We start from the raw sequence: 14,060 nt of genomic DNA on the forward strand, positions 1-14,060 counted from the left end.
GATCAACCGACCGCCGAGAGCAGCGACAGCGCCGAACCCTTCGAGATCTGCCAGCCGCTGGGGCTCGGGCCCGCGACGAACAGGATGTTCTGCGTGGCGGTGCCGCCGGTGGCCGACGTCGCGGTGACGGTCGCGGTGGCCGAGCCGCCGTTCTGGTCGACGTTGGTGACGTTGAAGGCCAGCGGGAACTTGCCCTGCGCAGCGGCGTTGTTGTACGCGCGGTCGGCGGTCAGCGCCTCGACACGTCCGATGCCGCCCTGGATGAAGGGCGCCTTGCCGCGGAACGACCCCGGCCCGGCGAGCGCCTGCAGCGTCTGGGTCAGCGGGCCGGCCAGGTCAGGCGCGGGAACCTGGGGCATCGGCGCACCGAACACCACAGGGGAAACAGCGGGCGCCGCTACCGTGCTCGATGCAATGGACGTCACACCCGCCGCGGCACCTGCGACGACAGCGGCCGCTGCAGCGCCGGTTACGAGGGTTTTCAGGGTCACGGCTGTCCTTTCGATCTGCCTAACTCGGATCCGAGGTTAACAGTGATGCGGGTGTGTCGAATTGCTACACCGCACACAAAGTCTGAATCGCCGGTAGCGTTGAAGTTGTTACTGCGCCAATATTCGGTGCGGGAAAGGGGCGCAACATGAGTGAGTCACAGCGTCACGAGGCCAGAGAAGACGGTTTCACGACACCCCACGAGTCCGGCCTGTCCAGTGAGGACGCCGCCGAGTTGGAGGAACTGCGCCGCGAGGCGGCGGTCCTGCGCGAACAGCTCGAGAGCGCGGTGGGCCCGCAGAGCGGGTTGCGCAGCGCCCGTGATGTCCACCAGCTCGAGGCGCGCATCGACTCGCTCTCCGCGCGCAACGCCAAGCTGATGGACACGCTCAAGGAGGCCCGCCAGCAGCTCCTCGCGCTGCGCGAGGAGGTCGACCGCCTCGGCCAGCCGCCGAGCGGCTACGGCGTGCTGCTGGCATCTCACGAGGACGACACCGTCGACGTGTTCACCTCCGGGCGCAAGATGCGGCTGACGTGCTCGCCCAACATCGACGTGTCCGCCCTCAAGCAGGGCCAGACCGTCCGCCTCAACGAGGCGCTCACCGTGGTCGAGGCCGGCACGTTCGAGGCGGTCGGCGAGATCAGCACCCTGCGCGAAATCCTCGCCGACGGGCACCGGGCCCTGGTCGTGGGCCACGCCGACGAAGAGCGCATCGTCTGGCTGGCCGAACCACTGGTGTCGGTGGAGCACCTGCCCGACGCCGAGGTGGCCGGGCCCGAACTGGACGACGACCGGCCCCGCCGGCTGCGCCCGGGCGACTCGCTGCTGGTCGACACCAAAGCCGGCTACGCCTTCGAGCGCATCCCCAAGGCCGAGGTCGAGGATCTGGTCCTCGAAGAGGTGCCCGACGTCAGCTACAACGACATCGGTGGCCTGGGCCGCCAGATCGAGCAGATCCGCGACGCGGTCGAGCTGCCGTTCCTGCACAAGGAGCTCTACCGCGAGTACTCGCTGCGCCCGCCCAAGGGGGTGCTGCTCTACGGCCCGCCCGGCTGCGGTAAGACGCTGATCGCCAAGGCCGTGGCCAACTCGCTGGCCAAGAAGATGGCCGAGGTCCGTGGTGACGACGCCCGCGAGGCGAAGAGCTACTTCCTCAACATCAAGGGCCCCGAGCTGCTGAACAAGTTCGTCGGCGAGACCGAGCGCCACATCCGGCTGATCTTCCAGCGGGCGCGGGAGAAGGCGTCCGAGGGCACCCCGGTGATCGTGTTCTTCGACGAGATGGACTCGATCTTCCGGACCCGCGGCACCGGCGTGAGCTCGGACGTGGAGACGACGGTCGTGCCCCAGCTGCTGTCGGAGATCGACGGTGTCGAGGGCCTGGAGAACGTCATCGTGATCGGCGCCTCCAACCGCGAGGACATGATCGACCCGGCGATCCTGCGGCCCGGCCGGCTGGACGTCAAGATCAAGATCGAGCGGCCGGACGCCGAGGCGGCGCAGGACATCTTCAGCAAGTACCTGACCGAGGACCTGCCGGTGCACGCCGACGACCTCGGGGAGTTCGGCGGCGACCGGTCCCTGACCATCAAGACGATGATCGAGAAGGTCGTCGACCGGATGTACGCCGAGATCGACGACAACCGGTTCCTCGAGGTGACCTACGCCAACGGCGACAAAGAGGTCATGTACTTCAAGGACTTCAACTCGGGCGCGATGATCCAGAACGTCGTCGACCGGGCCAAGAAGTACGCGATCAAGTCGGTGCTCGAGACAGGCCAGCCGGGTCTGCGGATCCAGCACCTGCTCGACTCGATCGTCGACGAGTTCGCCGAGAACGAGGACCTGCCCAACACCACGAATCCCGACGACTGGGCGCGGATCTCGGGCAAGAAGGGTGAGCGGATCGTCTACATCCGGACGCTGGTCACCGGCAAGAGCTCATCGGCCAGCCGGGCCATCGACACCGAGTCCAACCTGGGGCAGTACCTGTAGCGGGGTACCGGGTGGCCGCGGCTGCGGCTACCCGGTGACCCGGGCCCGGTAGCGGTGCCGGGCCACCAGGGTCAGCCGCAGATCGTCGACCAGGGGGTCGAGGAACTCGCGCCGGTACTCGGCATCGGCGATGGTGCGCGCGCTGATGTACATGAAGGTGAGCGCGCCCAGGAAGATCGCCACGTGCAGCAGCGCGGCGGGCACCGGCACGGTGAAGCCCAGCCACACGCTGGGTGCGGTGGCGCCCGAGGTCCACTTGGTCAGCAGCGGTGGGCTGAGCATCAGCAGCCCGAGCGCCAGGAACACCGCCGAGGTGGCCAGCGACACCATCACGATCTGCACCACCTGCGTGGTGACGGCGACGAACAGGACATTGGCACGCTCGATCCGCCGCAGCGGGGCGACGTCATCCGGATCGGGCAGCCCGGCGAACGGGGACCCGTCGAGCCGGTCGTGGTCCTGCTCGTCGGCGGCGGCGCCGGCCAGCATCGGCCGCACCCGGTCGAGCAGACTGGTCACCAGGAACGAGATCGCCACCGCCGCCATGAACGCGACCACCACCCACAACCGGGCCGCGCTGATCGTCGCGGCCATCGACCACACGTAGCCGTTGAAGAACACCAGCACGGTCAGCAGCACCACCGGCAGGGCGCGCGCCACCAGGTGCCCGACCGAGGCCAGATGGGTGGCGGTCACCCGCAGCGCCCACGCCAGCACCGCGCCGAGGCCGGTCCCGGTGATCACCAGGATCGCGGCGATCACCGCGAGGTCGAGCAGCGTGTCCGACAGCGCATGCCGCGGCCCGTCCTGGTACAGGTCCGAGGCCAGCCCGGCGGCGATCGAGACGGCCGCGACGGTGCGGCGGGTCCGGTCGGCGCGGCAGCGCGCGGTCGCCCACGCGGCCGCCGCCATCAGCGGCAGCATCAACACCAGCACGGCCAGCGCGAACCACTGGCCGGGCCCGGGGTCGTCGTCGATGTCGATCTCCCGGTTCTCCGAGCCGATCAGCACCAGCAGCGAACACACCATCAGCACCGCCCACGCGGCGAGGCCGGGCGCCGACCGGGCCACCACACCGCGCCACCGGGCGCCGGGGGTGAGCACCGCGGGCAGGCCGCGGCGCAGGAACCACCGTTCGGCCGCGGGCAGGCCGGTCACGCGCGGAACACTCGCGGGTCGTCGGCGGCGCCGAGCTGGCGTACCAGCCGCCACACCAGCAGGCCGGACTGCACGCCCAGCGCGATCGAGATCATCGAGATCAGTGTGGCAGTGAAGACGGCCGTGCTGTCGGTGCCCATCATCTCGGTGACGCCCATCAGGCCGAGCGATCCGGGCACCAGCATCCAAAAGCCGGGCAGGATCAGCGTCACGGTGGCCGGGGTGCCCGGGCGGTGCGAGATCGCGAACGCCGTCACGGTCAGCGCGAGCCCACCGACGAAGCCGGCGCCGTAGCTGCCCAGCACCGCGTTACCGGCGAGCTGACCGGCGTAGGCGGTGAGCGTCATCAGCATCATCCACGGCACGAACCGCCGGGGCGGCCCGAAGTACAGCATCGCGCCGAGCGTGTACACCACCAGGCCGAACCACGGCGCCCACGGCCCCAGCCGGTTGACCGACGTGGTGATCAGATGGTCGTCGGAGATGCCGGCGACCTGGGCGGCGATCAGGATGCCGAACGCCAGCTGGGCGATCCGCATGAAGCCGGCCACCAGCCGGCTGGCCCCCGAAACCATCTGGCGGGTGGACAGTTCGATGACCGCCAGCGTGATCGCGGCGCCGGGCAGGAAGGTGGCCAGGGGCGGGGCGAGCGCCCGCAGGCTGGCATCGCCGAGGTGCAGGTGGTCGACCGCGGTGAACGCGGCCAGTGCGACGACGAATGCGCACACCGTCGGCAGCAACTGGGCGAACGCGTCGTTGTTGCGGGCGATTTCGCACAGCACGCCGACCAGCACCCCGAAGATCGCCGCCAGCAGCAGGGTCAGCGGGGCGGGTTGCAGAATCAGCGCCAGTCCGGCGGACTGCAGCGCGTACCCCACCACGCCGACCCATACGGGGTAACGCATCGGCGTCCGCCAGATCCGTTCCAGCTCGGCGCTGCCGTCGTCGGGGGTGATCTCGGCGGTCTGCGCCCTGGCGATCAGCGCGGCCAGCGCGAAGGACTGGTCGAAGCGCAGATCCCGGTCCGGGTGGGCGATGTGCAGCCGGCCGCTCTCGGAGTTGCCGACCTGGACGTAGTTGGGCAGCGCCAGGTACTGGTTGTCCAGACCGTAGGCATGCGATGCGGTGACCATGGTGTCGCGCACCATCGTGACCGGATAGTTGGCCGACGCCATGGCCGCACCGAGTCCCGCGACGAAGCGCAGCGCGGCGGCATCGCGGTCGGCGGTCATCGCGATCAGTCCACCAACAGTGCGCCTGCACCGCAACCGCCGGTCACCGGCCGTGTGCTCGCGTCACCTAGGCTGCAGGGTATGCAGCGGATCATCGGAACCGAGGTCGAATACGGTATCTCCTCACCGTCCGATCCGACCGCCAACCCGATCCTCACCTCGACGCAGGCGGTGCTCGCCTACGCCGCGGCGGCCGGTATCCAGCGCGCCAAGCGCACCCGCTGGGACTACGAGGTGGAGTCGCCGCTGCGCGACGCCCGCGGATTCGACCTGAGCCGCTCGGCCGGTCCGCCGCCGGTGATCGACGCCGACGAGGTCGGTGCGGCCAACATGATCCTCACCAACGGCGCCCGCCTCTACGTCGACCACGCGCACCCCGAGTACTCCGCGCCCGAGTGCACCGATCCGCTCGACGCGGTGATCTGGGACAAGGCGGGGGAGCGGGTGATGGAGGCCGCGGCGCGCCACGTCGCGAGCGTGCCCGGCGCCGCCAAACTGCAGCTCTACAAGAACAACATCGACAACAAGGGCGCGTCCTACGGTTCGCACGAGAACTACCTGATGAGCCGGCAGACACCCTTCTCGGCGGTGATCGCGGGGCTCACCCCGTTCCTGGTGTCGCGGCAGGTCATGACCGGGTCGGGCCGGGTCGGTATCGGGCCCTCCGGTGACGAGCCGGGCTTCCAGCTCTCGCAGCGCGCCGATTACATCGAGGTCGAGGTCGGGCTCGAGACCACCCTCAAGCGCGGCATCATCAACACCCGCGACGAACCGCACGCCGACGCCGACAAGTACCGCAGGCTGCACGTCATCATCGGCGACGCCAACCTGGCCGAGACGTCGACGTACCTCAAGCTGGGCGCCACGTCGCTGGTGCTCGACCTCATCGAGGAGGGCCCGCAGGCCGGGATCGACCTGTCCGATCTGGCGCTGGCCCGCCCGGTGCACGCAGTGCACGTGATCAGCCGAGACCCGTCGCTGCGTGCCACGGTGGCGCTGGCCGACGGCCGTGAGCTGACCGCGCTTGCGTTGCAGCGCATCTACCTCGACCGGGTGGCCAAGCTGGTCGACTCGCGGGATCCGGATCCGCGGGCGTCGCACGTGGTCGAGACGTGGGCCGAGGTGCTGGACCTGCTCGAGCGTGATCCGATGGAGTGCGCCGAGATCCTGGACTGGCCGGCCAAGCTGCGGCTGCTCGAGGGATTCCGCAACCGCGAGAACCTGTCGTGGTCGGCGCCGCGTCTGCACCTGGTCGACCTGCAGTACTCCGACGTCCGGCTCGACAAGGGACTCTACAACCGGCTGGTCGCGCGGGGGTCGATGAAGCGCCTGGTCACCGAGCAGCAGGTGCTCGACGCGGTGGACAACCCGCCGACCGACACCCGCGCCTACTTCCGCGGTGAGTGCCTGCGCCGGTTCGGCGCCGACATCGCCGCGGCGAGCTGGGACTCGGTCATCTTCGACCTGGGCGGTGACTCGCTCGTACGCATCCCGACCCTCGAGCCGCTGCGCGGCAGCAAGGCCCACGTGGGGGCATTGCTCGACTCGGTCGACAGCGCCGTCGCGCTCGTCGAACAGCTCACCACCCCCTAGCCGCACTCCCGGGCCCGGCTATCCCAGGCAAAGCCGGGCCCGACCGGTAGTGTGGAGTGACCGGCGGGCGGCGACAGTGCCCGCCGATGACGATGCAGGAGGCGGCGATGGCGCAAGAGCAGACCCAGCGTGGCGGTGGTGGCGGCGACGACGACGACGTCACCGGCAGCACGGCCGCCGGTCAGGAGCGTCGCGAGAAGCTCACCGAGGAGACCGACGATCTGCTCGACGAGATCGACGACGTCCTCGAGGAGAACGCCGAGGACTTCGTGCGCGCGTACGTCCAAAAGGGCGGACAGTGACCTGGCCGTTCGAGCAGCTGGCCTTCCCTGACCTCCACCGCGTAGACCCGACCCGCACACCGACCCGAGGGGTTCCTCCGGTATCCATGGACTTGTCGTCCTTCTCCGACATGCTGCGCCGCCAGGCGCCCCACCTGCTGCCGTTCGGTGGCGGGGACGCCCGTCCGGCCCCCACCGACGTCGTCCCGCACGGCACCACGATCGTCGCGCTGAAGTTTCCCGGCGGCGTGGTGATGGCCGGTGACCGGCGGGCGACGCAGGGCAACATGATTGCCAGCCGCGACGTCCAGAAGGTCTACATCACCGACGATTACACCGCCACCGGCATCGCGGGGACCGCGGCCATCGCGGTGGAGTTCGCCCGGCTCTACGCGGTCGAACTCGAGCACTACGAGAAGCTCGAGGGTGTCGCGCTGACCTTCTCGGGCAAGGTGAACCGGCTGGCCACCATGGTGCGCGGAAACCTCGGCGCGGCGCTGCAGGGATTCGTGGCGCTGCCGCTGCTGGCCGGATTCGACCTCGACGACCCGGACCCGCAGGCCGCCGGCCGCATCGTGTCGTTCGACGCGGCGGGCGGGCACAACCTCGAGGAAGAGGGTTATCAGTCCGTCGGCTCCGGTTCGATCTTCGCCAAATCGTCGATGAAGAAGCTCTATCACCAGGTGGCCGATGCGGATTCGGCGCTGCGCGTGGCGATCGAGGCGCTCTACGACGCCGCCGACGACGACTCCGCCACCGGCGGACCGGATCTGGTGCGCGGCATCTTCCCGACTGCCGTGATCATCACCGTCGACGGCGCCGAAGAGGTCACCCAGGACCGCATCGCCGGGTTGGCCCGCGAGATAGTCCAGAGCCGTTCCCGCGCCGACACGTTCGGCCCTGACGCGCATGCGCCGCGAGGTACAGATTCGTGAGCTTTCCGTATTTCATCTCGCCCGAACAGGCGATGCGTGAGCGTTCCGAGCTCGCGCGCAAGGGCATCTCCCGCGGTCGCAGCGTGGTCGCGCTGGCCTACGCCGACGGTGTGCTGTTCGTCGCCGAGAACCCGTCGCGGTCGCTGCAGAAGGTCAGCGAGCTCTACGACCGGGTCGGGTTCGCCGCGGTCGGCCGGTTCAACGAATTCAACAACCTGCGCAGCGGCGGCATCAGGTTCGCCGACACCCAGGGGTACGCGTACTCGCGGCGGGACGTGACCGGTAGGCAGCTGGCAAACGTGTACGCCCAGACGCTGGGCACGATCTTCACCGAACAGGCCAAACCCTACGAGGTCGAGCTGTGCGTGGCCGAGGTTGCGCACTACGGCGAGTCGAAACCGCCGGAGCTGTACCGGATCACCTATGACGGGTCGATCGCCGACGAACCGCATTTCGTGGTGATGGGCGGGACCACCGAACCGATCACCACCAAGCTCAACGAGTCCTACACCGAGAACGCGCCGCTGGCCGACGCCGTGCGGATCGCGGTCGAGGCGCTGGAGTCCGGCGGCAACGGCGCCGAGCCCCGCACGCTCGGCTCCTCGACGCTCGAGGTGGCGATCCTGGACGCGAACCGCCCGCGCCGGGCCTTCCGACGCATCACCGGTGCGGCCCTGGAACCGTTACTGCCGCAGCGGGAGTCGACACCCGACGGCGAGTCGTCGGAGACGCCGGCGGGCTAGCGCTGCCAGGCCGAGTGCAGGATCGCACCGACCGCGGCGATCCGCGCGTCGCGCACCAGCGCGACCAGCGGACGCAACGCGTCGCTGGCGATCTGCACCTCCGAGCTGCTCTGCAGCCCGATCGGCATCAGCCCCGAGCTCACCGTGATGATCGCGTCCACGTGCGCGGCGTTCTGCAGCACCCGCACCGCCCGCGACGGCGAGTGGTCGGGCAGGCGGTGGCCGCTCGCCGATTCCAGCACCTGTTCCACCAGACCGCGCGGATCGTCGACGTCTGCGCCGGCCGCCCCGGCGCGCAGCGCACCGAGTGCGTCGGCGGCCGACCGGACCGCCGAGCGCAACCCGTACTCGGCCTCACCGAGATCGACGAACGCCGGCGGCGGCGCAGCGGGGACCGAGTAGACCGTCCACGACAGCGCCGACACCTCCGGGTCGAACTCGGAATCCTCGTCCGCCTCGTCGAACTCGAAGTCCGGAACCACGCCGACAGTGGTCGACGGGTCACTCGGGTCGGCGATGATGAGCGCCTCGCCGACCGCGATCGCGTCGCGCTGGAACTGGGTGCCCGCGGGCAGGCCGCGGACGTCGCCCGGGATCGGCACCGCGACCGACACCGGCGGCCCCGACAGTCCCGGCCCTGCCGCGGTGCGCACCGTCTGCAGCAGCGACACCGCCGCCGAGTCGCTCAGTTCCGGCCACGGCAGTCCGGTGCGGCCGGCCGCGGCCGAGTCATATGCGGTCACCAAATGCCTTGGCGCCCAGGCAGACAGCGAGTCGAGGACGTCATCGGGGGCGGCGGCTCCCGCAAGCCAGGAATTGGCCCACACCGCCAGCGTTGCACTGGGACACCACATGATGCTCGCAGTGTAGTTGTTCACCGCTGAGGGAGCCGTTTCTCGCGATAGGGTGGCAGCATGCCCGTTTGGCTGATCTGGCTGATCCTGGCGATCGTGTTGGCCGGGGCCGAGGCGCTGACCGGCGACATGTTCCTGCTGATGCTGTCCGGGGGCGCGCTGGCGGCCACCGGGTCGAGCTGGCTGTTCGACTGGCCGATCTGGGCTGACGGGGTGGTGTTCCTGGCCGTGTCGGTGTTGCTGCTGGCGGTGGTGCGGCCGGTGCTGCGGCGGCGCTTCCACTCCGGGACCGGGCTGCCCGAACCCGCCAAGGCGCTGGAGGGCAAGAGCGCGCTGGTGCTCGACCGCGTCGGTCGCCACGAGGGCCAGGTGAAGCTGGAAGGCGAGGTCTGGACGGCGCGGCCGCTGGACGACAACGATGTGTACGAGCCGGGCGACCAGGTGACCGTCATGCGCATCGACGGGGCCACCGCGGTGGTCTGGAAGAACCCCTGACCCGAAGGAGAGCCCGCCATGGAAGGTGCCGTCGCCGGCCTCGTCTTGCTCGCGGTGCTGGTCGTGTTCGCGATCATCGTGGTGGCCAAGTCGGTGGCGCTGATCCCGCAGGCCGAGGCCGCGGTCATCGAGCGGCTCGGCCGGTACAGCCGCACGGTCAGCGGCCAGCTGACGCTGCTCATCCCGTTCATCGACAAGATCCGGGCCCGGGTCGACCTGCGCGAGCGGGTGGTGTCCTTCCCGCCGCAGCCGGTGATCACCGAGGACAACCTCACGGTGGCGATCGACACCGTCGTCTACTTCCAGGTCACCAACCCGCAGGCCGCGGTCTACCAGATCAGCAACTACATCGTCGGTGTCGAGCAGCTGACCACGACCACGCTGCGCAACCTGGTCGGCGGGATGACCCTCGAGCAGACGCTGACCTCACGCGATTCGATCAACACCGCGCTGCGCGGCGTGCTCGACGAGGCCACCAACCGGTGGGGACTGCGGGTGGCGCGCGTCGAGCTGCGGGCCATCGACCCGCCGCCGTCGATCCAGGATTCGATGGAGAAGCAGATGCGCGCCGACCGGGAGAAGCGCGCGATGATCCTCACCGCCGAGGGCACCCGGGAAGCCGCCATCAAACAGGCGGAGGGCCAGAAGCAGGCACAGATCCTGGCGGCGGAGGGCGCCAAACAGGCGGCGATCCTGGCGGCCGAGGCCGACCGGCAGTCGCGGATGCTGCGCGCCCAGGGTGAGCGGGCCGCGGCGTATCTGCAGGCGCAGGGGCAGGCCAAGGCGATCGAGAAGACCTTCGCGGCGATCAAGGCCGGACGGCCGACCCCGGAGATGCTCGCCTACCAGTACCTGCAGACGCTGCCGGAGATGGCCAAGGGCGAGGCGAACAAGGTGTGGCTGGTGCCCAGCGACTTCGGCTCGGCACTGCAGGGCTTCACCAAACTGCTCGGTGCGCCGGGGGAGGACGGGGTCTTCCGGTACACGCCGTCGCCGGTGGAGGGCACCGCGCCCAGCACCGATGACGACGAGGTGGCCGACTGGTTCACCACCCAGACCGATCCGGCGATCGCGCAGGCCGTCGCCAAGGCCGAGGCGGACGCGCGCAAGCCGGTCGACGAGCCGGGTCTGCTCTCGTCGCCGCCGCCGCAGCCCGAGATCGGCACGCCGGTGGCGAACCGGCACGGGATGCCGGACCAGTGAGCACGGTGACCTCGGCCCGCGCCTACGGCCTGCTGGCGGCGGTGCAGGTCGGGGACGCCGTGGCGTGCGCGATCCCGCTCGGGGTGATCGAGAAGGCGTTCGACGACGTCAGACTGGCGCCCGAGTTGCGACCGCTGATCCCGGTCGTCAAGGTCGCCTCGGCGCTGGGTCTGCTGTCGGTGTTCCGCTACCCGAAGCTGGCCCGGCTCACCACCTTCATGCTGACCGTGTACTTCGTCCTGGCGGTGACGTTCCACCTGCGGGCGAGGGATTACAGCCCCGGACTGGTCGCGGCGTCGTCATTCCTCGCGCTGTACGCCACGATGACCGCGAAGGGTCCGTCGCTCAGCCCGCGGTGATCGGCTCGGCCGGGGCGGGGTCCTCGGCGCGGTAGCGGCGGCGGTGCGCGCGGTTCTCGTAGACCAGCCCGGCGACGCCGAGCGCGGCGGTGCCCGCGGAGATCAGCACCAGCAGCGGGTCGACACTGCCGGTGAGCGCGTCGCCGAGGATCACCACCGCGGTGGTGCCGGGCAGCAGCCCGACGAACGTGGCCAGCGTGTAGGGCCCGATGCGCACCGCCGACGCGCCCGCGGCGTAGTTCAGCACCCCGAACGGGACGGCGGGGATCAGGCGCAGCGAGAGCACCGACGGCCAGCCGCGCCGCCGCAACCGCACGTCGAGCCGGTCCACGGCGGGGTGGCGCACCAGCCGGTTGAGCTGCAGGCCGAGCGCGCGGATCAACAGGACGGCGAGCACGGCACTGACCGTGCTGGCGACCACCGCCAGGGTGACGCCGAGGAGGGGGCCGAACAGCAGCCCGGCGGCCAGCGAGAACGCGGTGCGGGGGAACGGGAACGTGGTGACCACGATGTGCGCGGCCAGGAACACCAACGGAAACCAGGCGCCGACCGAGGTGGCCCAGTCCCGCAGTTCGACGGCATTCGGCACCGGGACGAGTGCGGCGATTGCGACGAGAATCACAAAACCGACCGCAATGCCGACCAGACGCCTGCGCGGTACCTGTATGGCCGCGGCCGACACCGCGGCGCGGGCGGCGCGCAGGGTGCTGACGACGGCTTTCACGTCTGCCAAGCCTACGGGTCCGCACCGACATGTGGTGGACGGCGCGGGCCGAACAAGCGGTTGACCGGCCCGCGGCGGCGTGATCGCCATCATCTAGCCTGAGGGTTCAGTACGTCAGTCACACGCTGCGACAACAGGAGAATGCCGGTGTCTGTGCAGGGGGCCAGTGCTGTCGAGTCGGGCCGGGAGCAATGGCGTTCCGCGGTGGCCGGGGTGCTGGCGAAGAGCACCCGCCAGGATCCGGCCGATCTGCCGGCGGAGCCGGAACGGCTGCTGGACTCGCCGACGTACGAGGGCTTCCCGATCCGTCCGCTCTACACCAGCCTCGACGAGGTTGCGGAGCCACCGTTGCCCGGCAGCTGGCCGTTCGTGCGCGGGGGCGATGCGCTGCGGGACGTGAAGTCGGGGTGGAAGGTCGCCGAGGCGTTCCCCGGCCCGGGCGGCGCGGCGGCCGACGCCAACGGTGCGGTGCTGCTCGCCCTCACCGAGGGAGTCAGCGCGCTGATGCTGCGCGTCGGCGGGGAAGGCGGTCTGCCCGCCACGGGTCTGGACCGGGTGCTCGAGGGCGTCTTCCTCGACCTGGTGCCGGTGCAGCTTGATGCGGGCGCGGACCTGCTTGCCGCGGGCGGCGCGCTGCTCGACCTGCTGACCGGCCTCGACGACGACCAGCGGACCCGGCTGTCGATCGACCTGGGCGCCGACCCGCTGACCGCCCCGCTGAGCGAGCGGGCCGCCCCCGAGGCGGCCGACGTCGTGACGCTGGCCCGGCGGGCCGCCGGATTCGGCGGCCACGTGCGGGCGATCACCGTCGACGGTCCGGCGCTGCACAACCGCGGCGCGAACGTCACCTGGGAACTCGGCGGCGCGATCGCCGCCGGCGTGTCCTACCTGCGGCTGCTCGTCGAGGCCGGCTTCTCCGCCGCCGACGCGCTGGCCCAGATCAGCTTCCGGTTCGCCGCGGACGACGACCAGTTCACCACGATCGCGAAGCTGCGCGCCGCGCGCCGGCTGTGGGCCCGGGTCGCCGAGGTGGTCGGAGCCCCGGACGCGGGTGCGGCCACCGTGCATGTGGTGTCCTCCCTGCCGATGATGACCCAGCGCGACCCGTGGGTGAACATGCTGCGCACCACGCTGGCGGCGTTCTCCGCCGGTGTGGGTGGTGCGGACACCGTGTTGGTGCACCCCTTCGACGCGGCGATCCCCGGCGGCTACCCGGGCACGTCGCGCGCGTTCGCCCACCGCATCGCCCGAAACACCCAGCTGCTGCTGCTCGAGGAATCCCATATCGGCCGGGTGCTCGATCCGGCGGGCGGATCGTGGTTCGTCGAGGACCTGACCGCCCAGCTGGCCGAGCAGGCGTGGCAGCACTTCCGGGAGATCGAGAGTCGCGGCGGCTTCGCGGACTCCCGCGAATACGTCGCGGCGCAGGTGGCCGAGGTCGCGGCCCGCCGCGCCGACGACATCGCCCACCGACGGACCGCGCTGACCGGAGTCAACGAGTATCCGAACCTGGGGGAGGAGCCGCTGCCCGCCGGTGAGGCGTTCGCCGCGGTGGCGCGCTACGCCACCGGCTTCGAAGCGCTGCGCGACCGGTCGGACGCCTTCCTCGCGCGCACCGGGGCGCGCCCACGGGTGCTGCTGCTGCCGCTGGGCCCGCTGGCCGAACACAACATCCGCGCCACCTTCGCCGCCAACCTGCTGGCCGCGGGCGGCATCGAGGCCGTCAACCCCGGGCCGCTGGAAGCCGGTGGGGTGGCTGCCGCGGTGACCGAGGCGGGCACCCCCGCCATCGCGGTGATCTGCGGCACCGACGTCCGGTACTCCTCGGAGGGGTCCGCGGTGGTCGCGGCCGCCCGTGACGCCGGCGTCGGGCAGGTGTGCCTGGCCGGCCCGGAGAAGGCCGTCGCGGACGCCGACCCGAAACCCGACACGTACCTGACCGCGAAGATCAACGCGGTCGACGCCCTGTCCGACCTGCTCAGCCGATTGGGGGCATGA

At 70.5% G+C, this 14,060-nt stretch carries 14 protein-coding genes; 9 read left to right on the forward strand and 5 right to left on the reverse strand.

What is annotated here, in order from left to right; genetic code table 11:
* Positions 1-2 precede the first annotated feature (2 nt).
* Complete coding sequence (locus E4P42_RS04035; RefSeq protein ID WP_135123243.1) at positions 3-491, reverse strand: hypothetical protein; 489 nt, start codon at positions 489-491, stop codon at positions 3-5.
* A 146-nt stretch (positions 492-637) separates the two neighbouring features.
* On the opposite strand from E4P42_RS04035, the gene arc reads away from it, so the two are divergent.
* A complete protein-coding gene (gene arc, locus E4P42_RS04040; RefSeq protein ID WP_135123245.1) occupies positions 638-2,485 on the forward strand; it encodes a proteasome ATPase in 1,848 nt (615 codons plus the stop codon).
* A gap of 27 nt (positions 2,486-2,512) precedes the next feature.
* Here arc and E4P42_RS04045 read toward each other — a convergent pair whose 3' ends face one another.
* Positions 2,513-3,643 carry a hypothetical protein gene (locus tag E4P42_RS04045; RefSeq protein ID WP_135123247.1) on the reverse strand — a complete coding sequence of 377 codons (1,131 nt, stop codon included), beginning with the start codon at positions 3,641-3,643 and terminating at the stop codon, positions 2,513-2,515.
* The gene (locus tag E4P42_RS04050; protein ID WP_135123249.1) at positions 3,640-4,875 is read right to left on the reverse strand and encodes a threonine/serine exporter ThrE family protein; all 1,236 of its coding nucleotides are present in this window, start codon (positions 4,873-4,875) and stop codon (positions 3,640-3,642) included. The genes E4P42_RS04045 and E4P42_RS04050 overlap by 4 nt, the downstream gene beginning before the upstream one ends.
* Before the next feature lie 81 nt (positions 4,876-4,956).
* Between E4P42_RS04050 and dop the strand changes: the two genes are divergently transcribed.
* From dop to prcA, 4 genes are all read left to right on the forward strand, one after another.
* Positions 4,957-6,468: a pup deamidase/depupylase gene (gene dop, locus E4P42_RS04055; protein WP_135123251.1), complete on the forward strand. Its 1,512-nt coding sequence runs from the start codon at positions 4,957-4,959 to the stop codon at positions 6,466-6,468.
* 107 nt (positions 6,469-6,575) lie between these two features.
* Positions 6,576-6,770 (forward strand): ubiquitin-like protein Pup, encoded by a 195-nt coding sequence (locus tag E4P42_RS04060; protein ID WP_135123455.1) that lies wholly within the window; start codon positions 6,576-6,578, stop codon positions 6,768-6,770.
* Complete coding sequence (gene prcB / locus E4P42_RS04065; RefSeq protein WP_135123253.1) at positions 6,767-7,684, forward strand: proteasome subunit beta; 918 nt, start codon at positions 6,767-6,769, stop codon at positions 7,682-7,684. The genes E4P42_RS04060 and prcB overlap by 4 nt, the downstream gene beginning before the upstream one ends.
* Entirely contained in the window at positions 7,681-8,427 is a 747-nt protein-coding gene (gene prcA / locus E4P42_RS04070; RefSeq protein ID WP_135123255.1) for a proteasome subunit alpha, read from the forward strand. The genes prcB and prcA overlap by 4 nt, the downstream gene beginning before the upstream one ends.
* Here the strand turns inward: prcA and E4P42_RS04075 are convergent.
* Positions 8,424-9,281, reverse strand: a complete 858-nt coding sequence (locus E4P42_RS04075; RefSeq protein ID WP_135123257.1) for a hypothetical protein — start codon at positions 9,279-9,281, stop codon at positions 8,424-8,426. The genes prcA and E4P42_RS04075 overlap by 4 nt on opposite strands.
* A gap of 60 nt (positions 9,282-9,341) precedes the next feature.
* Between E4P42_RS04075 and E4P42_RS04080 the strand changes: the two genes are divergently transcribed.
* The 3 genes from E4P42_RS04080 to E4P42_RS04090 are packed head-to-tail and all read left to right on the forward strand — an operon-like array spanning position 9,342 to position 11,338.
* Positions 9,342-9,776: an NfeD family protein gene (locus E4P42_RS04080; protein WP_135123259.1), complete on the forward strand. Its 435-nt coding sequence runs from the start codon at positions 9,342-9,344 to the stop codon at positions 9,774-9,776.
* An 18-nt stretch (positions 9,777-9,794) separates the two neighbouring features.
* Positions 9,795-10,979 carry an SPFH domain-containing protein gene (locus tag E4P42_RS04085; RefSeq protein ID WP_135123261.1) on the forward strand — a complete coding sequence of 395 codons (1,185 nt, stop codon included), beginning with the start codon at positions 9,795-9,797 and terminating at the stop codon, positions 10,977-10,979.
* Positions 10,976-11,338, forward strand: coding sequence for a DoxX family protein (locus tag E4P42_RS04090; protein WP_135123263.1), 363 nt, complete (start codon positions 10,976-10,978; stop codon positions 11,336-11,338). The genes E4P42_RS04085 and E4P42_RS04090 overlap by 4 nt, the downstream gene beginning before the upstream one ends.
* On the opposite strand, the gene E4P42_RS04095 is transcribed toward E4P42_RS04090, so the two are convergent.
* A complete protein-coding gene (locus E4P42_RS04095) occupies positions 11,325-12,062 on the reverse strand; it encodes a TVP38/TMEM64 family protein (RefSeq protein ID WP_245233875.1) in 738 nt (245 codons plus the stop codon). The two genes, E4P42_RS04090 and E4P42_RS04095, sit on opposite strands and share 14 nt — an antisense overlap.
* A 141-nt stretch (positions 12,063-12,203) precedes the next feature.
* Between E4P42_RS04095 and mutA the strand changes: the two genes are divergently transcribed.
* Positions 12,204-14,060: a methylmalonyl-CoA mutase small subunit gene (gene mutA, locus E4P42_RS04100; RefSeq protein WP_167759347.1), complete on the forward strand. Its 1,857-nt coding sequence runs from the start codon at positions 12,204-12,206 to the stop codon at positions 14,058-14,060.

The organism is Mycobacterium sp. PS03-16 (assembly GCF_004570325.1).
In the GTDB taxonomy this organism is placed as follows: Bacteria; Actinomycetota; Actinomycetes; order Mycobacteriales; family Mycobacteriaceae; genus Mycobacterium.